Origin of the sequence: Flavobacterium nitratireducens (assembly GCF_029625335.1) — a bacterium.
In the GTDB taxonomy this organism is placed as follows: domain Bacteria; phylum Bacteroidota; class Bacteroidia; order Flavobacteriales; family Flavobacteriaceae; genus Flavobacterium; species Flavobacterium nitratireducens.
Genome location: NZ_CP121111.1, coordinates 2,864,427 through 2,889,231 on the forward strand (window position 1 = coordinate 2,864,427; position 24,805 = coordinate 2,889,231).

Annotated in this window: 22 protein-coding genes and 3 pseudogenes; 10 read left to right on the plus strand and 15 right to left on the minus strand. The window is 32.8% G+C overall.

Annotated elements, in window-relative coordinates; all coding sequences use genetic code 11:
* Positions 1–18: 18 nt before the first annotated feature.
* Entirely contained in the window at positions 19–1,101 is a 1,083-nt protein-coding gene (locus tag P5P90_RS13435) for a DUF1800 family protein (protein ID WP_278035140.1), read from the minus strand.
* 69 nt (positions 1,102–1,170) lie between these two features.
* Positions 1,171–1,410 carry a hypothetical protein gene (locus P5P90_RS13440; RefSeq protein ID WP_278035141.1) on the minus strand — a complete coding sequence of 80 codons (240 nt, stop codon included), beginning with the start codon at positions 1,408–1,410 and terminating at the stop codon, positions 1,171–1,173.
* 178 nt (positions 1,411–1,588) lie between these two features.
* Here P5P90_RS13440 and P5P90_RS13445 point away from each other — a divergent pair, with 178 nt between their 5' ends.
* Positions 1,589–2,053, plus strand: coding sequence for a hypothetical protein (locus P5P90_RS13445; protein WP_278035142.1), 465 nt, complete (start codon positions 1,589–1,591; stop codon positions 2,051–2,053).
* 80 nt (positions 2,054–2,133) lie between these two features.
* Here P5P90_RS13445 and P5P90_RS13450 read toward each other — a convergent pair whose 3' ends face one another.
* Positions 2,134–3,588, minus strand: coding sequence for a TonB-dependent receptor (locus P5P90_RS13450; protein ID WP_278035143.1), 1,455 nt, complete (start codon positions 3,586–3,588; stop codon positions 2,134–2,136).
* A gap of 102 nt (positions 3,589–3,690) precedes the next feature.
* On the opposite strand from P5P90_RS13450, the gene P5P90_RS13455 reads away from it, so the two are divergent.
* Entirely contained in the window at positions 3,691–4,455 is a 765-nt protein-coding gene (locus P5P90_RS13455) for an MBL fold metallo-hydrolase (protein ID WP_278035144.1), read from the plus strand.
* A 10-nt stretch (positions 4,456–4,465) separates the two neighbouring features.
* Complete coding sequence (locus P5P90_RS13460) at positions 4,466–4,966, plus strand: hypothetical protein (RefSeq protein WP_278035145.1); 501 nt, start codon at positions 4,466–4,468, stop codon at positions 4,964–4,966.
* Positions 4,967–5,139: 173 nt separating this feature from the next.
* Here P5P90_RS13460 and P5P90_RS13465 read toward each other — a convergent pair whose 3' ends face one another.
* The 7 genes and pseudogenes from P5P90_RS13465 to P5P90_RS13495 form a co-directional block, all read right to left on the minus strand.
* A complete protein-coding gene (locus P5P90_RS13465; protein ID WP_278035146.1) occupies positions 5,140–6,096 on the minus strand; it encodes a transketolase family protein in 957 nt (318 codons plus the stop codon).
* Between the two features lie 55 nt (positions 6,097–6,151).
* Positions 6,152–7,000: a transketolase gene (locus P5P90_RS13470; protein WP_278035147.1), complete on the minus strand. Its 849-nt coding sequence runs from the start codon at positions 6,998–7,000 to the stop codon at positions 6,152–6,154.
* A gap of 379 nt (positions 7,001–7,379) precedes the next feature.
* Complete coding sequence (locus tag P5P90_RS13475) at positions 7,380–7,694, minus strand: rhodanese-like domain-containing protein (RefSeq protein WP_278035148.1); 315 nt, start codon at positions 7,692–7,694, stop codon at positions 7,380–7,382.
* Positions 7,695–7,697: 3 nt separating this feature from the next.
* The gene (locus tag P5P90_RS13480) at positions 7,698–7,979 is read right to left on the minus strand and encodes a rhodanese-like domain-containing protein (protein WP_278035149.1); all 282 of its coding nucleotides are present in this window, start codon (positions 7,977–7,979) and stop codon (positions 7,698–7,700) included.
* Positions 7,980–8,101: 122 nt separating this feature from the next.
* Positions 8,102–9,616: pseudogene (locus P5P90_RS13485) on the minus strand (flotillin family protein).
* Positions 9,617–9,625: 9 nt separating this feature from the next.
* A complete protein-coding gene (locus P5P90_RS13490; protein WP_340696411.1) occupies positions 9,626–10,102 on the minus strand; it encodes a serine protease in 477 nt (158 codons plus the stop codon).
* Between the two features lie 185 nt (positions 10,103–10,287).
* Positions 10,288–10,848 (minus strand): RBBP9/YdeN family alpha/beta hydrolase, encoded by a 561-nt coding sequence (locus P5P90_RS13495; protein ID WP_278035150.1) that lies wholly within the window; start codon positions 10,846–10,848, stop codon positions 10,288–10,290.
* Between the two features lie 147 nt (positions 10,849–10,995).
* On the opposite strand from P5P90_RS13495, the pseudogene P5P90_RS13500 reads away from it, so the two are divergent.
* Positions 10,996–11,880 (plus strand): annotated as a pseudogene (locus tag P5P90_RS13500) (IS982 family transposase).
* Between the two features lie 27 nt (positions 11,881–11,907).
* On the opposite strand, the gene P5P90_RS13505 reads toward P5P90_RS13500, so the two are convergent.
* Positions 11,908–13,470 (minus strand): protein adenylyltransferase SelO, encoded by a 1,563-nt coding sequence (locus P5P90_RS13505; RefSeq protein ID WP_278035151.1) that lies wholly within the window; start codon positions 13,468–13,470, stop codon positions 11,908–11,910.
* A 441-nt stretch (positions 13,471–13,911) separates the two neighbouring features.
* On the opposite strand from P5P90_RS13505, the gene tgt reads away from it, so the two are divergent.
* The 6 genes and pseudogenes from tgt to P5P90_RS13535 all read left to right on the plus strand — a co-directional run bounded on the left by tgt (position 13,912) and on the right by P5P90_RS13535 (position 21,234).
* A complete protein-coding gene (tgt, locus tag P5P90_RS13510) occupies positions 13,912–15,042 on the plus strand; it encodes a tRNA guanosine(34) transglycosylase Tgt (RefSeq protein ID WP_278035152.1) in 1,131 nt (376 codons plus the stop codon).
* Between the two features lie 73 nt (positions 15,043–15,115).
* Positions 15,116–16,204 (plus strand): LptF/LptG family permease, encoded by a 1,089-nt coding sequence (locus P5P90_RS13515; protein WP_278035153.1) that lies wholly within the window; start codon positions 15,116–15,118, stop codon positions 16,202–16,204.
* Positions 16,191–17,077, plus strand: a pseudogene (locus P5P90_RS13520) (DMT family transporter). The gene P5P90_RS13515 and the pseudogene P5P90_RS13520 overlap by 14 nt, the downstream one beginning before the upstream one ends.
* 217 nt (positions 17,078–17,294) lie before the next feature.
* Positions 17,295–18,248 carry an acetyl-CoA carboxylase carboxyltransferase subunit alpha gene (locus P5P90_RS13525; RefSeq protein ID WP_278035154.1) on the plus strand — a complete coding sequence of 318 codons (954 nt, stop codon included), beginning with the start codon at positions 17,295–17,297 and terminating at the stop codon, positions 18,246–18,248.
* 143 nt (positions 18,249–18,391) lie between these two features.
* Positions 18,392–19,936, plus strand: a complete 1,545-nt coding sequence (dnaB, locus tag P5P90_RS13530; protein WP_278035155.1) for a replicative DNA helicase — start codon at positions 18,392–18,394, stop codon at positions 19,934–19,936.
* Between the two features lie 35 nt (positions 19,937–19,971).
* Entirely contained in the window at positions 19,972–21,234 is a 1,263-nt protein-coding gene (locus tag P5P90_RS13535) for an asparagine synthetase B (RefSeq protein ID WP_278036536.1), read from the plus strand.
* 3 nt (positions 21,235–21,237) lie between these two features.
* On the opposite strand, the gene P5P90_RS13540 is transcribed toward P5P90_RS13535, so the two are convergent.
* The 4 genes from P5P90_RS13540 to rplT form a co-directional block, all read right to left on the minus strand.
* Positions 21,238–21,642: a hypothetical protein gene (locus P5P90_RS13540; RefSeq protein WP_278035156.1), complete on the minus strand. Its 405-nt coding sequence runs from the start codon at positions 21,640–21,642 to the stop codon at positions 21,238–21,240.
* Positions 21,643–22,267: 625 nt separating this feature from the next.
* Positions 22,268–22,435 (minus strand): hypothetical protein, encoded by a 168-nt coding sequence (locus P5P90_RS14265; RefSeq protein WP_340696412.1) that lies wholly within the window; start codon positions 22,433–22,435, stop codon positions 22,268–22,270.
* Between the two features lie 11 nt (positions 22,436–22,446).
* Positions 22,447–24,102 (minus strand): tetratricopeptide repeat-containing sensor histidine kinase, encoded by a 1,656-nt coding sequence (locus P5P90_RS13550; RefSeq protein WP_278035157.1) that lies wholly within the window; start codon positions 24,100–24,102, stop codon positions 22,447–22,449.
* Positions 24,103–24,351: 249 nt separating this feature from the next.
* Positions 24,352–24,696, minus strand: coding sequence for a 50S ribosomal protein L20 (rplT, locus tag P5P90_RS13555; RefSeq protein ID WP_026714940.1), 345 nt, complete (start codon positions 24,694–24,696; stop codon positions 24,352–24,354).
* Positions 24,697–24,805: the final 109 nt, after the last annotated feature.

Here is a 24,805-nt window from a genome sequence, read left to right on the forward strand (position 1 = left end):
GATTATTTTAGGAGGTTTTTAAATCAATTGAAATTCAGGTTCTTTTACCATTGCATTGAATAGTCTTAAAACTGCTTGGTTGGCATTTTGAGCTTGTGAATCAAAATCGTATTTTAAAATTGTTTCAAAGTCTTTTTGGCTTTCATTGTCAACTTGGAATAGTAGTCTATCTGATAATTCACGGATAATTTGTTTGTTTGTTCCTGTTTTCCAACTTAAATTGACCATCGTATTTCTAAAATTGGGACTATTATTTTCTTCCATCCTATTTTCTTTGGTTTTTTGGTTGAAAATTTCTCTTCCACTGCAATACAAATCAGCCAGATTGTTACGTTGAAAATAAATTTGAGAAGTCAGCCAAGATTTACCACCTTCCCAGCCTTTTACGTTTGGTTGGTTAAATAAATCCATTCCTTGTGCCTTCAGGAAAGCGACCAGAGGACGGTTTGACCTTGGGTTTATTTGTAATTCTGAAAGTATTTGGAGGCTGTATTCTAAAGGGTTTTTGATTTTAGAACCCGCCGTTTTTTTATCAAATTCTTCCATGACTATTTTTTCTAATAGGGGTTTTATTTCAAAATTTTGCTTTCTGAAATAATCTCCATAGTAGGTTACTAGTGTTTCACTCGGTGTATCGTAAATAAACCATTCCAAAATTTTTCGAGTAAAAAGATAGGGGCTGTTTTTTTGTTTGAAAATAATATCTACTAAATCATCTGCTTTGAAATGTCCTTTTTTGCCAAAATATACAATTTCATCGTTATCAGCAATTCGGTCGCGATAAATACCTCCATTTTCTCCAAGTCCAAGTCCTGCTAAAGCTTTTGCTCCATTTTTAATATCGTCTTCGGTATAATTACCTATGCCTAGAGTAAAAAGCTCGAGTAATTCTCGGCTAAGATTTTCATTGATTTTCCCTTTTCTATTATCTACATTATCTAAATAGCGAAGCATTGCATTATTTTTGATAATCGCTTTAGTTAATTCTTTAAAGTTCCCAAAAGCATGTTTCCTTAGTAATTGATTGTGTTCAAAAACCCAATAATTAACCTTTACTTTTTGAAATGTTGCCACAAAATGATTGTGTAATAGTAAGGTCATTTTTTTCCCTAAGAGGGAAATTATCGTTTTTCATTTTGTCTATCCACCATGATTTCATTGCTAATGAAGTTAGCGCTTCCTGTCTAAGAAATTCCTTTTTTTATCTTCAGTAAGTGCTATTGATTTTTTTCGGAGCGCTCTTAAATCAGCTAATGATTTTGGGCTGTCTTTTAGAAAGTCAGGGATACTATTTTCATATTCTGTTTCGAAAGAAGCCTGCAGGAATTTTGATATTCCCATTTTTTCAATTTTTTGAGCTTGTTGGTTTGAAAAACCTAAACGGAGAGACCAAAGTGAATTAGGATTCATAAGCAGTTGCATTTAGATTTGTGGTTTTTTAATGGTTGTTTTGGTTAAGATAATTAATAACGCAAAAGGTTTAATTGAGTTTTTTTAATAAAAATCGGAAGTACTTGGGTAGGGAAAACGAGTTTTTAGTTGTCTTATTATCACAAGTAGTTTTATTAATCATTAAAAAAGTACTATTATGAAGACAATAAAAACAGTAATTGCATTTATTTTTCTAGGATTATTTGCAGTTGAAGCTCAAGAGGTTAACGTAGAAAATGAAACTAAAGCCAATATTTCCACAGATAAAATGAGTTATTATCAAAAACGTGGTGCAGAAGATGCGCGATACGAATTGACATTTACAGCAAAAACAAAGGCTGATGAGAAAGCTTTTTGGAAAGAACAAAAGGAATATGAAAAGAACTTGAAAGCCAAAGATCGAAAAGCCTATCGTGCTTATATTGCTAGTAAAAAAGAAGCCTATAGCGAACATTATGATCATTGTAATGGGCACTGTAATCATGATTCTATGTTTTACAGTCATGCGAGTTTTTATTACTATGGTTATGAAAGACCTTATTATCAAAGAACCTATAGTAGTCCTAGCTCAGTAAGTACAAGAATTAGTGTGGGAACACCTAGTTTGCGATTAGGGCTTTAATATTTTTAATCTTGTAAACAAAAAAAGAAGCCGTCTTAAATTATTGCTTAAGACGGCTTCTTTGTTTATTAATTTGACGCTTATTCTACATAAACTTTATTTGGGTCGTAACCAAATAGTTTTTTCTCTTTGATAATTTCAGCAACTCCTTTCGGTAACATTGGTTCCCATCCTGTTTTTCCTCTATTTATCATTTTAAGAACTTCACGAGAGAATATTTTAAGGTTTTCTGGATTGTAATCTTCTACATCGATAACTTTACCGTTAAACTTGAAGAATTTGTATAATTCTTTCATTCGAGGATGAACTTTTAAATTTTCCGAAGTGGTTACTTCTCCGTTTTCATCTAGCATTGGGTACAATAAAACTTTCATGTCACGGAAGAATAATTTACCAAAAGCTTCCAAAATCCCCCCACTTAGGTGACGATAGTATTTTTCGTCAAAAATATCTACTAAGTTGTTAACTCCCATGGCAAGTCCCATGCGGGCTTTTGTATAATTAGCAAAATATTCTACTACTTTATAGTATTCCTGGAAATTAGAAATCATTACAGTTTGCCCCAGAGAGCACAGTAATTCGGCACGATCCATAAAATCTCTTTCATCAATTTCACCATCCGAACGCAAGTTTGATAAAGTAATTTCAAAAACAACCAAGGTATTTTCTTTTTCTACCTTATTTTCTTCAAGGAACATCTTCAGCGATTTCTCGTACATGTCCATGTTCACTTTAGTAACAGGACGGAAACTTCCTCGTATAGCTAAGATGTTTTTTTTGTATAATACAGCAGCTGGTAGAATGTTTTTACCTTTAGGATTGAACATTACGGCATCAGTCATACCATTTTTTACTAATTGTAAACTGATTAAACGATTGTCTACTTCTGCAAATCGAGGACCCGAAAAATTGATAGTGTCTATTTCTAGTTGGTCTTTATCTAAATGGTCGTATAAATAGCGTAATAATTTTTTAGGATCATCATATTTGTAAAAAGCACCGTAAATTAGGTTAACCCCTAAAATACCGAGTGTTTCTTGTTGTAATCGGGCATCTGTTTCTTTAAAACGAATATGAAGAATTATTTCGTTGTAATCTTCGTTAGGGTCTAGTTGGTAGCTGATTCCTACCCATCCATGTCCTTTAAATTGTTTTGCAAAATCGATTGTGGCAACCGTATTGGCGTAGCTAAAAAATAATTTGTTGGGATGTTTGTCACGATTTAGTCGCTTTTCAATAAGGCTAACCTCGTGCGAAAGCATTTTTTTTAGTCTGTTTTCTGTCACATATCTTCCGTCTTTTTCAACACCATAAACGGCATCACTAAAGTCTTTATCATAGGCCGACATTGCTTTTGCTATAGTACCAGAAGAACCTCCAGCTCTAAAAAAATGTCTTACGGTTTCCTGTCCAGCGCCAATTTCGGCAAATGTTCCATAAATATTTTCGTTTAAATTGATACGTAGTGCCTTATCTTTTATCGAAGGGACTTGTGCTATAATTCGGTCTCCTTTTAGTTTTATTTCGCTACCCATTTTTTTAGTTTAAATTTATGTTTTTGCCTGATGTTACAAAGTTAATTAAATAGCTAGCCTAATAAAAGATAAATAATCCTATTTTTGTGAAAAATTTAGGATTTGAAGGTATATTTTTTAGGTACAGGTACTTCTCAGGGAATTCCAGTTATTGGGAGTGATCATCCCGTATGTAAAAGTTCAGATAGTAAAGACAAACGTCTTCGGGTTTCTGTATTGATTCGTTGGGATGAATATTCGTATGTAATTGATTGTGGTCCTGATTTTAGACAACAAATGTTGGCTTCTAATTGTCATAAAGTAGATGGTATTATTTTTACCCATGAACATGCAGATCATACTGCTGGATTAGATGATATAAGACCGTTTAATTTTAGACAAGGTGAAATGCCTATTTATGCACACGAAAGAGTAATTGCTAATATGAAAAGTCGTTTTGATTATGTATTTGAAACGGTTAATAAATATCCAGGCGCACCATCTGTAAAAACGATAGAGGTAAGTAATGATGAACCTTTTTCAATTGGAGATAAAGTAGCTGTTCCTATTAATGTGATGCATGGCGATTTACAAGTTTTTGGTTATCGTATTGATGATTTTGCTTATTTAACGGATGTAAAGACTATCGAAACCGCTGAGGTAGATAAACTTAAAAATTTAAAAGTTTTGGTGGTAAATGCATTACGCGAAGAACCTCATTTTTCCCATTTTAATTTAGAAGAAGCTTTGGCCTTTATTGCTCTAGTAAAGCCCGAAAAGGCTTATTTAACTCATATAAGTCATATTATGGGTTTTCATGAAGAAGTACAGCAAAATCTTCCTGAAAACGTATTCCTTGCCTACGATAATTTAGAAATCAACCTATAAATTTTATACAATGAAAAGATCATTTTTAATATATGCCTTTATTTTATTAGTGCTAATTAATGTTTTTACGTATTCGTTTTTAAGTAATGAAGTCAAATTTGAACAAGAACGCTATAAAAGAACAACTAAGAGATTAAAAGATAGTTTGAATTCGCTGACTTTGAAATTAAATGATGCTAATTATTTTTCGTTAGAAAAAAATGAAAATGCTCAAAACTATTTTGATTCGGCTGTAGCCAATAAAACCATAGCTTACGAGAAGTTAATTCCTATAGTAACCGAAAAATTAATGGATTTGAATTCGAATCCTAAAGGGAATCCTTATGTAGGGCAAGATCAAATAGGGGAGAACAAGTTTGTTATCAATAAGGTGAAAGTTTTAAACCACCGATGGATTATTGCAGATTATAGTGATGGAAAAATGTGGGGTGAAGTTTTGTTGAAATATTTTGTAAACGAAGACGAAAGTGTTTCTTTTGAAGTGATGCAGTCTTTTTTATATGCGAAATAAAATCTTTTCCTGCTCTTGATTCTTAAAACATATAAGTCATATAAGTTTTTTAAGTCTTGGTTTTTAATTGGTTTTGAGTTTAGAAAATATAAGTACAATTTAGAATTGATTTGATACAAAAAAATCCCGTTCATCAACTGAACGGGATTTTTTGTGATATAGGTTGAATCAAACTATTTTTTTCTAGCTAACACTTTTTCAGCAGCTTCAAAAATTGCCTGATTGTTTAATTTGTATTTTTCCATTAATTGCTCTGGAGTTCCAGATTCACCGAAACTATCTTTAACAGCAACAAATTCTTGTGGAGTTGGATTGTTTACGGCTAATACACCAGCAATGCTCTCTCCAAGTCCTCCAAGGTAGTTGTGTTCTTCAGCAGTAACAATACATCCTGTTTTAGCCACCGATTTTAAAATTGCTTCTTCGTCTAATGGTTTAATAGTATGAATGTTGATTACTTCAGCAGAAATTCCTTTTTCTTCTAATTTTTCAGCAGCAATTAAAGCTTCCCAAACTAAATGACCAGTAGCAACAATTGTTACATCAGTTCCTTCGTTTAACATGATTGCTTTTCCAATGATGAAAGGTTCGTCAGCAGGAGTAAAGTTAGGAACTACTGGACGACCAAAACGCAAATATGCTGGACCATGGTGATCTGCAAGAGCAATTGTAGCCGCTTTTGTTTGGTTGTGGTCACAAGTGTTGATAACAGTCATTCCTGGTAACATTTTCATCAAACCGATATCTTCAAGGATTTGGTGAGTTGCACCGTCTTCTCCTAAAGTTAAACCAGCGTGAGAAGCACAGATTTTTACGTTTTTATCTGAATAAGCAACTGATTGACGAATTTGGTCGTAAACCCTTCCTGTTGAGAAGCTAGCGAAAGTTCCAGTGAACGGAATTTTTCCACCGATAGTTAAACCAGCAGCAATTCCAATCATGTTTGCTTCAGCGATTCCGATTTGGAAAAAACGCTCTGGGTGATTTTTTTTGAAATCATCAAATTTTAATGATCCAATTAAATCCGCACAAAGTGCTACTACGTTTTCATTTTTTTGACCTAATTCAGTCATACCCACTCCAAAACCTGAACGAGTATCTTTACTTCCTGTATTTATATATTTTTTCATTTTCTAATTTAGATTTTTGATAGCATTCTGCAGAACACTAATTACTGGATACTTTTTAGTAATCTCCTAAAGTTTCAGGATTTTGAGCTAAAGCATTTTCTAGTTGAGCATCATTAGGTGCTTTACCGTGCCATGCATGACTGTACATCATGTAATCTACACCATTACCCATTTCAGTGTATAGTAAAACACATACTGGTTTACCTTTTCCTGTTCTAGATTTTGCCTCATTCATTCCAGCAATAATTGCTTCAAGATTATTTCCTTCTTTAATTTCAAGAACATCCCAATCAAATGCTTCAAATTTAGCGCGAAGACTTCCCATACATAAAACTTCGTCTGTTGTTCCGTCGATTTGTTTTCCGTTAAGGTCAACAGTGGCAATTAAATTGTCAACTCCTTTTGCAGAAGCATACATGATAGCTTCCCAGTTTTGACCTTCTTGCAATTCACCATCTCCATGAAGTGTATAAACAAGGTGATTGTCGTTGTTTAATTTTTTGGCTTGAGCAGCTCCAATTGCAACTGACATCCCTTGACCTAAAGATCCAGATGCAATACGTACTCCAGGTAAGTTTTCATGTGTAGTTGGGTGTCCTTGTAATCTAGAATTTAACAAACGGAAAGTCGCTAATTCTGATACTGGAAAATAACCACTACGTGCAAGAACACTATAGAATACTGGAGAGATATGACCGTTTGATAAGAAGAATAAATCTTCACCAATACCGTCCATGTCCCAACCTTCTTTGCGGCGCATTATATTTTGATACAAGGCTACCAAAAATTCGGTACAACCAAGAGAACCTCCTGGGTGACCTGAGTTAACAGCGTGTACCATTCGAAGGATGTCTCTTCTTACTTGGATAATTAAATCGTTTAATTGTTGAGTGTTAGGTTTCATTTTGATCGTAAAAGTTAAACTGCTGCAAATGTAATTTTTATTTTGCCGTAAGACAAATGATTTTTGGAATAGTTTGATTTCAAATGTATTCGCAATACATCGGTAAGTTTAGTTTTTTTTTTTTAGTACAAATAGAGAAGTTTTAATTTGTAAATGTAAAAAACACACTAATTGTTTTAATTGAATACTCAGCTAACAATTGTAATTACTGAATTGATGAAATAGAAGGTATTTTTTGAATGTTTTATTTTTTTGAAACGCTTTTTAAAAAAATGAAATTTATTTGTGAGTATCTCTTGTAGATTTTTTTGTGATATTTTAACAATTTAATTGACTATTGTTGCAAAATGCAATCGGTTTCGTTGGTTAAAATAAACCTTTAGGCTAGTTTTTTTGCTAAATTATTCCATCCACCACCATTGTGAACTTGTGAAAAATTATTTGCTTTTAAAAATTTTACAGCCGATGCACTTCTCATTCCAGATGCACAACAAGTGATAATAGTTTGATCTTTTTTTAGTTTCAAAATATAATTTTCTAGTTCATTTAGAGGTACGTTTATGGCACCACTAATGTGACCTTGTTTGAATTCGGCAGCTGTTCGAACATCTAATATAATTGCGCCTTCTTTGAGTAAATCGCTAAAATTAATTTGGGTAGTATTACCAAATATTTTTTTTAAGAATTGCATCATTTTTTATTGTTTTGATTGATAATAGTTTACTTCTAACCATGAACCGCCATTGTAGCATTCAATGTTGTGTTGGGAGAGAAAATTTTGTGCTTGTCCGCTTCTGTAACCCGAGGCGCAACATAAGATTAAAGGTGTTTTAAGTTGCTTTATTTCTTCTAGTTTTTCAGCTATTTGATTCAGGCTAATGTTAATAGCGCCAGAGACATGACCTCCCATGAATTCTCCATAAGAGCGAACATCCACTATTGTTCCTAGGTTTTGCTTTAGTATATTTTCTAAGTTCATTATTTATATTTTTTGAGCAAAACTAATTGAACTAAACAGCTTAAACAGTAACTTTTGTTACAAACGAGTTATAAATGAAAAAGCCTTGACTGAGCAAGGCTTTGGTTTTTGTAATTCTTGATTTATTTAATTTCTTCTTCTTTGTCTAAATTGGTGTTTTCCGGGATTACTTGATTTTCTCCTTTTAAGTAGCTCGGTAAATTTAATCCAGCCATATTGAATAAATCGTTTAGTGGTGGAACTGTTTTCATCATTCCTGAAACAAAATTTGCTGTAGAGCCATTTCCGTCGGTTCCATTTCCTGAATCCCAAACAGTAATTTTGTCAATTTTGATGTTTTTAACCGCTTCCACTTGGGTTTTAACCAATTCAGGTAATTTTTCAATTAATAGTAATTGGAATGCTTGACCAGGGTCGCCACCTGCGGCTTCTACCACTTGTTCATAACCTTCAGCTTGTTTGGTAAGGATTTCGTATAATCCTTTTGCTTCGGCTTCCATTTTTGCATAAATCGCATCGGCTTCTCCTTTTGCACTTTCTCTAATTCTTTCGGCTTCGGCTTGTGCTTCAATAATAGCACGTTGTTTTGCGATTTAGGCAGGAATTACCACATTGGCAATTTGTGTAGAGCGCTCTCTTTCAGAACGAGCTGTTTCGGCTTTTTGTTCTGCAATGTAAGATTCTTCTAAGGCTTTTGCTTGTTGTACTTTTTCGGCAGCAATTGCAATACGTAGGGATTCAGTCTCTTTTTCTCTACGAATTGCTTCCGAATTAGCAATAGCAATTTTGGCTTGATTTTCTCCTTTGATAGCAATTGCATTCGCTTCCGAAGTTTTAACTCTGGTATCTCTTTCGGCTTCGGCTTTTCCAATAGCTTCATCTTTTGAAGCTGCAGCAATACTGATTTCTCGGTCTTTTTGAGTGATGGCAATTTTTACGTCACGATCTCTGTGCGTTTCGGCAATTTGAGTGTCTTTTTCTCTATCGGCCAAAGCTTTTCCGGTTTCCCCAATTTTTTCCTGTTCAGCAACAGAAATTTTAGCTTCATTGATGGCTTTTGCGGCAGCTTCTTTTCCAAGAGCTTCAATATAGCCTGATTCGTCTTTGATATCGGTTACGTTTACGTTAATCAGTTTAAGACCAATTTTGCGCAACTCGCTATCTACGTTTTTCGAAATATTATCTAAAAATTTATCTCGGTCAGAGTTAATTTCTTCAATAGTCATCGTTGCGATAACCAAACGTAATTGCCCGAATAAAATATCCTTAGCTAATTCTTGAATTTGTTCAGAACTTAAACCTAATAATCGTTCAGCTGCCGTATTCATGCTATCGGCTTCTGTAGAGATGGCAATGGTAAAACGACAAGGAACATTCACACGGATATTTTGTCTACTCAAAGCATTGGTCAAATTAGCTTCAATAGATAAAGGTTATAAATCCAAGAAAGCATAATCTTGAATCACAGGCCAGATAAAAGCTCCTCCACCGTGAACACATTTGGCAGAAGTTCCTCCAGTTTTTCCGTAAATAACTAATATTTTATCCGATGGACATCGTTTGTATCTGGATATTAGGGCTGAAATAGTTGCAAAAAAGACAACAGCTGCTACTGCAATAATAAAAATAGGTGTCATTGATTGTGTTTAAATAGGTTGAACGATTATAATATTGTTTTCAATTTTTATGATTTTTACCACATTGCCTGAAGTAATTTTCTCAGTATGTTCTGTCATAGCTTCCAACTCATGAAAGCTTCCATTGATGCTAATCATGATTTTCCCTTTTCCTGCTTTTTTTTCAGGAATTGTTAGGTATACTTCCGCTGATTTATTTAGGGTGTTTTCGATTTTAAAGGAGTTGTCTTCTTCTAATTTTTGGACTTGTTTGATGATAATAAAAAATAAAAAAACAAATACGCAGCCGACAAAAAAGGCAACACTAATCAATACAATAGTATTGTTTATGATATTGAAAAATGATATACCGGTCCAACTAAAACCTAATAAAAAGTTGATGAGGTTTCGCAAAGAAAATAATTGAAAAGTAGTATCGCCACCGCTAAGGTCACTATCAAAATCAGCTTGAAGGACATCTGTCGAATCAACACCTAAAAATGTCATTACAGTTTAAATCGCAAAAATTAAGGTTGTCGGGATAGCAATATACTAAAAGGTTTTAAGTACAGGGTCTAGGGATTCTAGTAATTCCATGAGTATAACTTTTTATTGTTTTATTAGTAGTTATACAAACATAATGAAATTACTTACCAAATCGGTATATGTGTGTAAAAAAAATAGTATGATTTTTAATTTTGTTCGCTTTCTTGGATTTCCTGAAGTAAAATTTCAAGGAATTTTTGTCCTTCTTCCCAAAGTCCTAATTGTGATGCTAAATTAAGATGTCCTTTGGGACCAACATTATAAAAAAGGCTTCCCCAGTTTTTAGCTAAAAATTCCGCTCTTTCAACTGAAATATAAGGATCGTTAGAACTGGTAATTACAATAGAAGGATATTTTAATGGTTCTAAAGGGATAGGAGCGAAGTTCCAAATTTCTTCTGGAGTATGTTCGGATGATTCTACATCGGCGGGAGCTACTAGTAAAGCCCCTGCAATTTTAGTTGTATCATTTTGTTGCGACCAATGCATTACAAGAGAAACGGCTAAACTATGTGCTACAATTACAATGGGAGTTTCAATAGCTTTTATAGTTGTATCTAAATTGTGTAACCAATCCTTTAATTGCGGTTGGTTCCAATTGTTCTGTACTACTTTTTTTGCATTTGGAAAATGTTGTAACCAATTGTCCTGCCAATGTCCTACTGTTGAATCGCCTAATCCAGGGACTATTAATAAGGTGTGTTGCATAGAAATTGAAACTAAAATAGGGTAATGATTTGAATTTACTTAATAGAAAACCCGTTGGGTGAAATTATTTGAAGTAAATTAAATTGATTAGATATTGGTCAAGACACTGCAAAGCAGTATCTTGAAGTCGCTAAACAACCAACATCCATGTCAAATATAGTTAAAAATTATTTTAAGGTTTTAGAAGTTATAAGTTCTTTGAATTATGATTCATTATTTAAATCAAGAGTTGGAAGAAGCGGCAAGATGTCTGATTTAGAGGTCGTAGCACTTAGTTTAACTGCTGAATTTATGTCTATTGATAGTGAAAACTCACTTTTCAAACAAATTAGTCCAGATTTAATTCCTAACTTAATTGAACGCAGTCAATTCAACAAAAGAAGAAGAAAACTGTTTTTGTTTTCTGAAGAAGTCCGAAGCAAACTAGCGAGTCGATTTCTTGAGTTTGAGAATTATTTTATTGTTGACAGTATGCCGTTGGAAATCTGTAAATTTTCTCGTCATTGCCGAATTAAAATATGTAAAGAGCATTTTTAAACAGCTCCTTCCAAAGGTTTTTGTGCCTCACAAAACAATTGGTTTTATGGATATAAATTACATGGAGTTTTTTCTGTAGATGGTGTTTTCCATTCTTTAGAGATTACAAAAGCAGAAGTTCATGATGTTCATTTTCTAAAGAATATAAAACAACAATTATCTGATTGTGTATTACTTGGAGATAGAGGGTATTTGTCAGAATCGATTAGGCTAGACCTATTTCGAACAGTAAAAATCCAATTAGAAACACCAATGAGATCCAATCAAAAAAACTATAAGCCTCAACCATATATTTTTAGAAAATCAAGAAAAAGAATTGAAACCCAGTTTTCACAATTATGCGACCAGTTTTTAATTCGAAGAAATTATGCTAAATCTTTTGCTGGTTTTAAAACAAGAATTTTAGCAAAAATAACAGCAATGACTCTAATTCAATATATCAATAAATTCATATTTGATAGACCTATAAATAATATTAAAAATCAAATTATTTAATTTCACCCAACGGGTAATAGAAATAGATTAAGAACTACACGACAACATCGAACAACCTACTTTGTTTCTTGCCCAATCAGGACGTTTAGCGAACCATTTTTTCTGGTCTTCTTGTTCAGAATATGGATTTTTAAGTAAATTGAAAAGTTCGTTAATCAGGCTGTAATCTCCTTTGTCGGCTGCATCAATAGCAAGTTGCGCCATGTAATTACGAAGCACATATTTTGGATTAACAAGATTCATTTTTTCAGCACGTTCGGTATCTGTTTCTTTTTCTAATTGCAAACGAAGGCTGTATTTTTCAAACCATTTTGTCCAAGCTTCCGTAATTTTAGGAAATTCTTCGATGGAACTATAAAAAGCATCCTGAATAATCGTGATACCTTGTTCTGGTTTTTCTTTTTGGAAACGACTTAGGTTTCTATAGAAAATTGTCATGTCAGTTTCCGTCAAATGCAAATTGTTCTCTAATTCCTGAATGAGTTTTTGATCGTTTTCATCTTGAGTGAAAAGGCCAATTTTAGAACGCATCATGTCTAAATACTTGTTTTCGAAATTAGTACCAAAATCAGCTAAAACTTGCTCTAATCCTTCTGTTTCTTCGATTAATGGATATAAAGCATTCGCTAATTGGTACAAATTCCAAAGTACTATATTGGGTTGGTTTCCATAACGGTAACGTTTGTGTTGGGAGTCGGTAGTATTAGGAGTCCAGCCATAATCGTAACCTTCCAGCCAGCCATAAGGACCATAATCAATAGTCAAGCCTAGAATAGACATATTATCGGTGTTCATTACGCCGTGTACAAAACCCACGCGTTGCCAGTGAATGACCATTTCAAGGCTATTTTCGGCCACTTTTTTGAAAAATTTCAAATAATTTTCTTTGGATGGTTCTTCAATTTCGAGATAGAAATGTTTTATGGTATAGTTAACCAATGTTTTTAAAGTTTCAATATCATTGCGAACCGCTAGGATTTGGTAGTTTCCAAAACGTAAAAAACTAGGTGCAATGCGACTAACAATGGCTCCTTTTTCGTATGCAGGATTACCATTGTATAGTACGTCTCTTAAAACTTCATCGCCTGATAAAGCCAGAGATAAAGCTCTGGTAGTAGGAACGCCAAGATGAAACATGGCTTCGCTGCATAAATATTCCCGTATCGAAGAACGCAAAACGGCTAAACCATCGGCAGTTCTGGAATAGGGAGTTTTTCCAGCTCCTTTAAGTTGGATTGCCCAGCGTTTATCATTGTGAACAATCTCGGTTAAATTTATTGCGCGACCATCGCCTAATTGTCCGGCCCAGTTGCCAAATTGATGTCCGCCGTAGCACATCGCATAAGGTTGAGTATTGGCTAAAACTAGGTTTCCAGTGAATATTTTTTTGAATTCCTCTGATAAAGCATCATCTGAAGATAATCCTAAATTTTCCAGCATCTCAGGAGAAATATGAATAATTTCAGGATTAGCAGTTTGTGTTGGGGTAACAAATGAAAAACAAGCCTGCTCGACTTGACGAACGTAGTTTTCTGTAATTGGGTCGGCGGGTAGTTCTTTGTTGAAGGTATCTTGGATGTTGAGTTTCATTGTGATTGTAATTATTGGTATTACAAAGTTAGCATTTATATTCATCATTAATAATTAAGGCGATTAAGAGTTTTTTTAAATCATATATCCGCTTCTTGGCGAGACAGGAGTCATATAAGCTTATTTTAAGAATTAGGTTTTTTAAAAGTTAATATAAGTTGTGAAAGATTAGGGAAGGCTTAATTTTATAATGGTGAAAAAAACGTTGCTTTTTTTGCGTAAGGGATAGCAGTGGAAATCCTTTTATTTTTCTTTGAAAAAAAGAAAAATAAAAGATTGAAACGGATAGCCCGACCCTACAGGAACGAAGTGGAGGCAGGGATACGCCCAAATGCTTTTTGAGAAGTCTTAGTTTGCTGTTAAATATGATTATGTTTTTATAAATTAGACTATCTTTGCGCACCCGAATAGTCGGGAAAACAATTGGGATAAAACCTTAATATGAAGTTTGATTTATTACAAAAAGACCCACTTTCTAAAGCCAGAGCAGGAAGTATTACCACAGATCACGGTGTAATTGAAACGCCTATTTTTATGCCAGTGGGCACCGTTGCTTCGGTAAAAGGAGTGCACCAAAGAGAATTAAAAAATGATATTAATCCAGATATTATTCTAGGGAATACGTATCATTTGTATTTACGTCCGCAGACTAAAATTTTAGAGGAAGCAGGCGGATTGCATAAATTCATGAACTGGGATCGTAATATTTTGACTGATTCAGGAGGTTATCAAGTGTATTCGCTTTCTAATAGCCGAAAAATTAAGGAAGAAGGAGTAAAGTTTAAATCGCATATTGATGGTTCCTATCACACTTTTACGCCAGAGAATGTAATGGAAATTCAGCGCACAATTGGGGCTGATATTATCATGGCCTTTGACGAGTGTACACCTTATCCATGTGATTACAATTATGCAAAGCGTTCGATGCACATGACGCACCGATGGTTGGATCGTTGTATTAATCATTTAGAAAAAGTACCCGTGAAATATGGTTATGACCAAGCTTTTTTTCCTATCGTTCAAGGAAGTACTTATAAAGATTTAAGACGTCAGTCGGCAGAATATATTGCTAATTCAGGTCAAGTCGGAAATGCTATTGGAGGTCTTTCTGTAGGAGAACCAGCCGAAGAAATGTATGCTATGACTGAAGTGGTTACAGAAATTTTACCAGAAGACAAACCTCGTTACTTGATGGGAGTGGGTACACCAATTAATATTTTAGAGAATATTGCTCTAGGAATTGATATGTTTGATTGTGTAATGCCTACACGTAATGCCCGTAACGGAATGTTATTTACTGCTAATGGTACCATTAATATCAAAAATAAAAAATGGGAAAATGATTTTTCGCCAATTGATGAAATGGGAATTACATTTGTAGATACAGAATATACTAAGGCTTATTTGCGTCATCTTTTTGCTGCAAATGAATTTTTAGGAAAGCAAATTGCCACCATTCACAATTTAGGTTTTTATATGTGGCTAGTTCGCGAGGCAAGAAAACATATCTTAGCTGGTGATTTTAGACCATGGAAAGAAATGATGGTGAAAAATATGAGTCAACGGTTGTAAAACAAAGCTGGAAGCTTGGAGCTGGAGGTTTTCTAACTTCTAACTTCTAACCTCTAACCTCTAACTTGAAAATATGTTAACAATACTAGATAAGTACATCTTAAAAAGATATTTAGCCACGTTTGCGGCTATGTTGTTGATGTTTATTCCTATTGGAATTATCATTGATGTCTCGGAGAAAATTAACTTTATGATCGAGAATAAAGTTCCATTTCTAGCCATTGTTATTTATTATTATCATTTTACCATTTATTTTGCAAATGCCTTATTTCCGATATTTCTTTTCTTATCGATAATTTGGTTTACTTCAAAATTGGCTAATAATACCGAAATTATTGCAATTTTAAGTTCAGGGATTTCGTTTACACGATTTTTAAGACCATATTTTATTGGCGCTACCATAATTTCGATTTTTGTCTTATTGATGGGATTTTATGTAGTTCCAGTGTCGAGCGAAGGTTTTAATAATTTTCGTTACACCTATCTGCGAAGAGATGGAAAAGAACGTATGAGAGGGGATAATACGGATGTGTATAGAAGACTCAACGATAAAGAGTTTTTGTATGTAAGTAATTTTAATCCAGCTTCTAAGATGGCTTTTAATTTTGCTTTGGAAAAATTTGAGAAGGAAAAAATGGTTTCCAAAATTACGGCCAGCAGAATCAGATGGAATGAAAAAGATAGTACTTACACCTTGTTTGATTATACTAAAAGGACAGTAGGTAAAGTAGATGATAAACTTGAAACCGCAGCTGAAAAAAATGTAAAATTTAAATTTGAATTAGAGGATTTAACACCGGTAGTTTACATTGCCGAGACGCTGCGTTTGGATGAATTATTCGATTTTATTGATAAAGAAAAAAAGCGTGGTTCATCTAATATAAATACCTACATGGTAGTTTTATATAAAAAATTTAGTGTTCCTGTATCGGCGTTTATTTTGACAATTATAGCCGTTGCCGTTTCTTCTATGAAAAGGCGAGGAGGTATGGGTATGAACCTTAGTATTGGTATAGCCGTAGCATTCGGATTTGTGTTTTTTGATAAAATTTTTGGAGTATTGGCTGAAAAATCTACATTTTCACCTTTTGTAGCCGTATGGTTTTCAAATTTCATTTTCAGTATACTGGCTGTTTATTTACTTCGCAATGCCAAACGATAAACTTAAAAGTTATTTACACCTTCATTTAATCGTTTTTATTTGGGGTTTTACAGCTGTTTTGGGAGCTTTGATTTCTATTCCAGCCGATGAAATTGTATGGTATAGAATGCTTATGGCTTCTATTTTTTTAGGATTTTATATTGGTTTTTCTAAAAAATCATTCCGTATTACTTGGACTTCACTGTTGCAGTTAACTTTTGTAGGTTTATTAATCGCTTTGCATTGGATTTTTTCTTTCATGCTATTCATGTTTCAAATGTTTCAATAACCTTGTCTGTCTTTTCATTAGGGGCTTTTTTAGCATCCCTCTTAGAACCTTTGTTTTATGGTAGAAAAGTATTGTGGTACGAAGTGTTTTTTGGTGTCATTATATTAGTAGCGCTTTCAATTATTATGCAAGTTGAGATGGGGTATTTAAAAGGAATGATTTACGCATTTGTTTCTATTGTTTTAGGAGTGCTATTTACCTTATTTAATGGGAAATTGATTCAAAAACACGATTCGGCAGTAATTACTTTTTATGAGTTTTTGGCTGGGGTTTTATTTATTAGCTGCTATTTTGTTTTTCAAAATAAGTTTACGCTTGATTTTTTTAATGTTTCACTGACTAATTGGTCATTGTTGTTTCTTTTGTCGTCCATTTGTACTGCATACGCTTTTACCGCCTCTGTAAAGGTGATGAAACAATTAAGCCCATATACAGTAATGCTAACAACGAATTTGGAACCCGTTTATGGTATTATTTTGGCTTTTTTCATTATTGGTGAAAAAGAAAAGATGAGTGTTTCTTTCTATGGAGGTGCGCTGCTAATAATAGCCGTAGTGATTTTGAATGGAATTTTAAAATATAAAAATTCGGGTAAAAAACAATAGCTTTTTTTCATAAAAAGTTAGTTGTTAAATGAGATGATTAAATGGATATTTTTTGTTATTCTTTGAAAATTAGTCTAATAATGTTTTTTACTTTTTTATTTAAGGATTATTAAACAGCTTGTATCTTTGCCATCCAATACAAAAAAAAATTAGCAGGTGTAAATGATTTAAAGTTTTATATTTGCACTTCCAAATAAAATAATAACGCACAAATCCTATGGAATATTTAGATTTTGAGCTTCCAATAAAAGAACTAGAAGAGCAATTAGAAAAATGCCAAATTATTGGACAAGAATCAGATGTTGATGTGACTGCTACATGTAATCAGATTAATGATAAATTAATTGAAACCAAAAAGAAGATTTACGAAAATCTAACCGCTTGGCAACGTGTACAATTATCAAGGCATCCAAGTCGTCCTTATACTTTGGATCATATAAGAGGTCTTTGCGGTGATACTTTTTTAGAGCTTCATGGAGATCGAGGTTTCAAGGATGATAAAGCGATGGTAGGTGGTTTAGGGAAAATTGGCGGTCAATCTTTTATGATTATTGGTCAACAAAAAGGATACAATACTAAAACACGTCAATATAGAAATTTCGGGATGGCTAATCCTGAAGGATATCGTAAAGCTTTACGATTGATGAAAATGGCAGAAAAGTTTGGAATTCCAGTAGTGACTTTAATTGATACTCCAGGAGCATACCCAGGATTAGAAGCTGAAGAGCGTGGACAAGGTGAAGCTATTGCAAGAAATATTTACGAAATGGTTTTGCTTAAAGTGCCTATTATCTCTATCATTGTAGGTGAAGGTGCTTCGGGTGGAGCTTTGGGAATTGGAGTAGGAGACCGCGTTTATATGTTAGAAAACACTTGGTATTCTGTAATTTCACCAGAATCTTGTTCTTCAATTTTATGGAAAAGCTGGGAATACAAAGAGAAAGCTGCGGAAGCTTTAAAGTTGACTTCTGCCGACATGAAAAAACAAGAATTAGTGGATGATGTAATTCCAGAACCACTAGGAGGTGCTCACTATGATAGAGAAACTACTTTTAAAACAGTTGAAGAATATATCTTGAAAGGATACAATGAATTGAAAGATTTATCAACAGCTGAATTAATTGCTCAGAGAATGGATAAATACACTAAAATGGGGGAGTTTAAAGAATAACAACTACATTTTAAATATACAATCCGTCTCGTTCCTGAACGAGACGGATTTTTTTGGGTTATAAACAAAAAAACTTCAGTTATAAACAAGTTCTAGTAATAACTAAAGTGTGTTTTTTTTAAAATTTGTGTTACTTTCGTTGTATGGAAAATTTCAAAAATGTAAAACCGGTTAAGGTCGATAAATCTACAATAATAAACCTGGAAAAAGGGAAGTTACCTCCGCAAGCTGTTGATTTAGAGGAAGCTGTGCTTGGAGCAATGATGATTGATAAAAAAGGAGTAGATGATGTAATTGATATTCTACAACCAGATGCATTTTACAAAGATGCTCATAGACATATTTTTGAGGCTATTGTTCAATTGTTTACAGAAACACAACCAATTGACTTATTAACTGTTTCTGCCCAATTGAAGAAGAATGGAAAATTAGATGTTGCGGGTGGTGATTTTTATTTAATTCAGCTTACACAAAAAATTTCCTCTTCTGCACATATTGAATTTCACTCAAGGATTATTCTTCAGAAATTTATCCAACGAAGTTTGATTCGAATTTCAAACGAAATTATTGAAGAATCTTATGATGAAACTACTGATGTATTTGATTTATTAGATAAAGCGGAATCTAAATTATATGAAGTAACTCAGGGGAATATCAAACGTAGTTCTGAAACAGCTCAAAGTTTAGTTTTACAAGCAAAAAAGAAAATTGAAGAGATTAGTAAAAAAGAAGGTTTAAGTGGTGTTGAAACTGGGTTTACTAATTTGGATAAATTAACTTCAGGATGGCAACCAAGTGACTTGATTATTATTGCTGCGCGACCTGCGATGGGTAAAACCGCATTTGTATTGTCAATGGCTCGAAATATGGCTATCGATTACGGTCATGGTGTGGCTATTTTTTCACTAGAGATGGCGTCAGTTCAGTTAATTACTCGTTTGATTTCTTCCGAAACAGGTTTGTCTTCTGAAAAATTACGTACTGGTAAATTAGAACCGCATGAGTGGACTATGTTAAGTACCAAAGTTAAAGATTTAGAAAAAGCACCATTGTTTATTGATGATACTCCTTCGCTTTCTATCTTTGATTTAAGAGCAAAAGCCAGACGTTTAGCTTCGCAACATGGAATTAAGATAATTATTATAGATTATTTGCAGTTGATGACAGCGGGTGGAAATCAAAAAGGAGGAGGGAACCGTGAGCAGGAAATATCTACAATTTCTCGAAACCTAAAAGCTTTAGCCAAAGAATTAAATGTGCCTGTAATTGCACTTTCACAATTATCGCGTGCTGTAGAAACTCGTGGTTCAAGTAAAAGGCCGTTATTATCTGACTTACGTGAATCGGGAGCTATTGAGCAAGATGCTGATATTGTATCGTTTTTGTATCGTCCAGAGTACTATAAAATTGAGGAATGGGATGATGATGAGGCTGCTCCAACAGCTGGTCAAGCCGAAATTATGATTGCAAAACACCGTAATGGAGGAATTGAAAACGTTCGTTTAAAATTCTTAGGACATTTAGGAAAGTTTGATAATTTAGATGATTATAATAGCGGATATGATGATGATTTACCGTCTTCTATGAATCAAGACGATAATTCGTTTATTACTAAAAATTTACCATCTCCTCATGAGGCTTTTGGAAGTAATTTAAATGACGATGATGATGATGATATGCCGTTTTAAGCTAAAATAAGTTATATTTGAAATTAAAACATCTCATGCTTTTTAGAAAAATAGCTTTTTTAACTTTTGTTTTAGTTTCTTTCTCAGTGAAAGCTTCTTTTATTTTGTTGCCAATGGATGAAACTACGCAGCAAAATCACTTAAAAGCATACGGAATCACCTATTGGTGTTTAGAAAAAAAGTATAAAGCTAGTTGGCTGCTCAATTATCGTGGAGGTTCCTTTTTATTACCTGATGCTCCTGAAATTCGAAAAGAATGTCAGATTAGAGGTGTGAGTTTTGAACTGATTTCAGATGCTGAACAACAATCTATTTTAGACGAAATAGCAAGTCCTTCTCAAAATATGGAGTATGTTATTTTGGAAAAAGTCCCCAAAATAGCTGTTTATACTCCTAAAGGCAAACAGCCCTGGGACGATGCAGTTACACTGGTATTAACTTATGCCGAAATTCCTTTTACGGCAATTTATGATGAAGAAGTTTTAAGTGACCAATTAGTACTCTATGATTGGTTGCATTTACATCATGAAGATTTTACTGGTCAATATGGTAAATTTTATGGTTCCTATCGAAATGCTCCCTGGTATATCGAACAAAAAAAAGAGGCTGAAAACTTAGTTCAGAAATTAGGGTTTTCAAAAGTATCTCAAGAAAAAGGGGCTGTTGCAAAAAAAATTAGAGATTTTGTAGTAGGCGGAGGCTTTATGTTTGCAATGTGTTCTGCAACTGATAGTTTTGATATTGCTTTAGCTGCTGATAATATCGATATATGTGAATCGATGTTTGATGGTGACCCAAGTTCTCCTAATTACCAATCTCAACTTAATTATGGTAATTCTTTTGCTTTTAAAGATTTTATTTTAGAACGTAGACCAGATCGTTATGAGTTTTCTGATATTGATATGACCGAAAAAAGGGTTGTGCCGATGGAAAAAGATTATTTCACCATAATGGAATTTTCGGCCAAATGGGATCCAATTCCGAGTATGTTATGTCAAAATCATACGCAGCTTATTAAAGGTTTTATGGGGCAAACCACTTCTTTTGATGCAAATCTAATTAAAACTAATGTTCTTAATCTTGGAAGCTGTGAGCTAAATGGAGAAGTACGTTATATTCATGGACAAAAAGGAAAAGGGATGTTTAGCTTTTATGGAGGTCATGACCCTGAAGATTACCAACATAAAGTAGGAGATGCTCCCACAGTTTTAGATTTGCATCCTAATTCACCAGGGTATCGCCTGATTTTGAATAATGTATTATTTCCGGCTGCCAGAAAGAAAAAACAAAAGACTTAAAGATTATTCATCATCGAATTTTAATCTGTATTGAAATCCATTTATGTCAGTTGCCATTATGCTGTTAGAATTGATATGTTCGCTGATTATTTCAATTTCATTTGGGTCATCTTCTTTTTTGACTACGCCTATTCCTATTTCTGATTCGATATTAATATACCCACTTACTAGTTTACCATTTTCGTCCTTTCCTACGATTTCATGATCAAATTTTTTATTTTTTGATTCGGAGTGGTAGTATAGCTGTTCTTTACTTTTTTTACTTGTTTTCGTAGATGAACCTATTTTTAGATAGGAGGGTATGGTTTTTTCTTTATCGGTATTTTGATTTCCTTCATTCAAACATGAAGTTACAATAATGGGTAATCCAATAAAAAACACTCTAAAATAACTATTTAGGGGGATCATAGTTTTCGTTTATTGTTTCAATTTGTTTTGGTATGGAACAAATTTAGAACGAATAAAGGAGGTTTTTTTACGGAAAACCGTAAATTGGTTTGGTTATTTTATTTAGATTCTGTTTATGGCAATTAAATCAAGCCTAAATCTTTTGTTATAGCAATTAAATGAACATTATTGTTAGCTTTAAAGTAAGTTTTGAGTTTGTTAATTCTTTTTTCAATACTACTATTGCTATTTGGTTGGATTTCTAATTTTTTGAATTCAGTAGTAATTTCGGATATTATATACCCTTTAGACAATAGTTGTAGTAATTGAATGTCATAGGCTTCTATTTCTATTATTGCTTTTTTATTAAAAGAGTGTTTTTGATCTTCAGGTAGGAGAATCCTTGTGTTGTTTTTGTACGTTTCTAATACAGCAGTTTTTAAATCGTTTATGCTATTTCTACCTTTTACAACATAAGCATTGATTTTTTGATTATTAAAAAGAGAATTTATTTTGAATGATTTGTCCTCTATGGAGAATATTATGGTTTTTATTTCTGGTTGAATTTTTTTTATAGCAGTTATTAGTTCTTCACCATTTTTAATTTTGTTTTCACGATGGTCTTCTTTAAATGATAGGTCGCTTATTATGAGTTCAAATGGTATTTTGTCATGTTGGGCTTTTTTATTTTTAGAATAGCGTCATCACTATATTTTACATGTTCAATTTGAGGAATAGCTAATTTTTCTAATGTCGTTTTTATAGTTTCTATGATAGAATCTAAATCTTCTACTATTAATACTTTTTGAAACATAAATAGGATTGTTATGTTGGAATAGTGATATTGGATTTTAATCCTTTATTTTGGTTTTTCTCAAATGTAATTTTTCCATTGATAGTAGAAATTCTATTTTCGATATTTTGAAGTCCATTTTTCTTAATAGGTTTTTCAAAATCAATTCCTATACCATTATCGTAATAATTAAAGTGTAATTTATTTTCTTTCCTTTTAAAGGAAATAAGAACAAGTGTGCTTTTACTATGTTTTTTCATGTTTACTAAAAGTTCCTGAATTACTCTATAAATGGTGATTTTTTTTAATTTAGAAATACTTGTCCAATCAAGTTCCTCTAAACCATTGATTATAATATTTGTTGTTTTACTATTAAAGCTAGCGATCATTTCTTTTAAGTTTTCAGAAAATAGATGCTCTGTTTCTATATAGTTGTTTTCTCTTGATATATTTCTGGTAGTTGCATATATGTTATCTAAGTTCTCTAACAGTTTTTCTGATACATTCGGTGAGGATAAATCTTGTGTTTCAGCAAAATTAATTGTCTGATAGATTTCATTAGCCAATTCATCGTGCAGTTTTTTTGCAATCCTTGTTTCAGTATTGTAGGCAGTTTGTAGTTTCTCCTTTTTGTTTTTTTCGATAAGGTAATAATAAATAAAACCTGTATTTATTAATAGTATAGTGATAACAAAAGTTGTTATAATATTTTTGTTTCTCTCTTGAGCAGTCAGTAATTCTCGTTCTGTTTTTAATTTTATATTCTCTTCTTTCTCTTTTTTAGAATCGAATTTTAGTTTTGCAAAGAAATTTTTAGCTTTTTGCCTAATATCGGTAATACTATCATTCAGAGAGATGTATTTTAACGCATATTTTTTAGATTCACTTCCTTCAGTGTTTTTAATCAATAGACTCAATGCTAATAAGCGGTCATCGGGATTATTGTATTCAGTAGCTTTTTGATATAATAATTTGGCATAATGTAAAGCTGTTTTTTTGTCCTTTTCTAAGTAGTATTCGTGTAGATAATAATAATTAGCTGTTATATCATAGTTATTGTCTGCTGTAGAATCCATGTTTGAAAATAATTTTAATGATTTTTTGAGATAGCTCAATGCGATTGTGTTTCCGAGTTTAAAATAGCAATAGCCAATATCATTTAAAATTCCTGCTTTATAATATGTATGATTTTGAATTGTTTGGTCTTTTAATAAAGGAAGTAAAATGTTAAGAGCTTTCTTGTATTGTTTTTCTTCTTTATAAGTATGTCCAATATTTATCACGCTTAGTAGTTTTCTTCTTTTGTCAAGATAGTAGGTAGCTGTTTTTTTGTAGTAAAATCGGGCTTCACTATAATTTTTCTGAGACATATGGTTATACGCTAAAAGGTTGTAGAATTTGTACTTGTATTTTTTTGTGTTTATTCTTTCAAAAGAATTAAGTGCTTCTACAATTGAATTTTCAGCACCAGCATAATCCCCTTTCATTTGTTGTGAAGCTACAATAATAAACATGTTAGTAGCATATTTTTTTAGCTCCAATTTAGGATTAATATCTAATCTTATTTTGTTAGAATAATAAAAGGCGCTATCGTATTTATTGTTGTCATAATAGTTATTGGCAAGTTGGTAGTATTTGTCAACTTGTTTTTTATCTTTCGATACATCAATAGGCTCTCTCTTTTGCACACTAGCGTTAAGGAAAAGAGTTATTATAAGGGGAAAAAATATTTAATTTTTTTGGGGTACTTTTGGTAATTCATAGTAAGGAAATCTAGTACTAAAATACTATTTTTCGTTAAAATTTAAGGTGGTTTATATTGAAAATAGTAGGGTGTATTTGAATTCAATTTATTGTAAATAAAAAAACCTCATCACGCATAGGCGGATGAGGTTTTCTATATAAGTAAGTAGTCTTAAATTGAGTTGATAAAACGTTTATTTTACTTTGTTAAGTACTGCTTTGAAAGCTTCTGGGTGGTTCATTGCTAAATCTGCAAGAACTTTTCTGTTCAATTCGATTCCGTTAGCTTTTACTTTACCCATGAATTGAGAATAAGACATTCCTTCTAATCTAGCTCCAGCGTTAATACGTTGAATCCAAAGTGAACGGAAGTTTCTTTTGTTTTGCTTTCTGTCACGGTAAGCATAAAGCATTGCTTTTTCTACCGCGTTTTTAGCTACTGTCCAAACGTTTTTACGACGACCAAAGAAACCTTTGGCTTGTTTCATTATTTTTTTTCTTCTTGCTCTTTTAGCAACTGAATTTACCGATCTTGGCATAATTTTTACTTTTATTTTTGTAGCAGGCGACCCGAATTTAATCAAGGGTACTTATTGGCCATACTCCAAGGTTATTAAATTGTTTTAACCTAAAGAAATTTATCTAAAG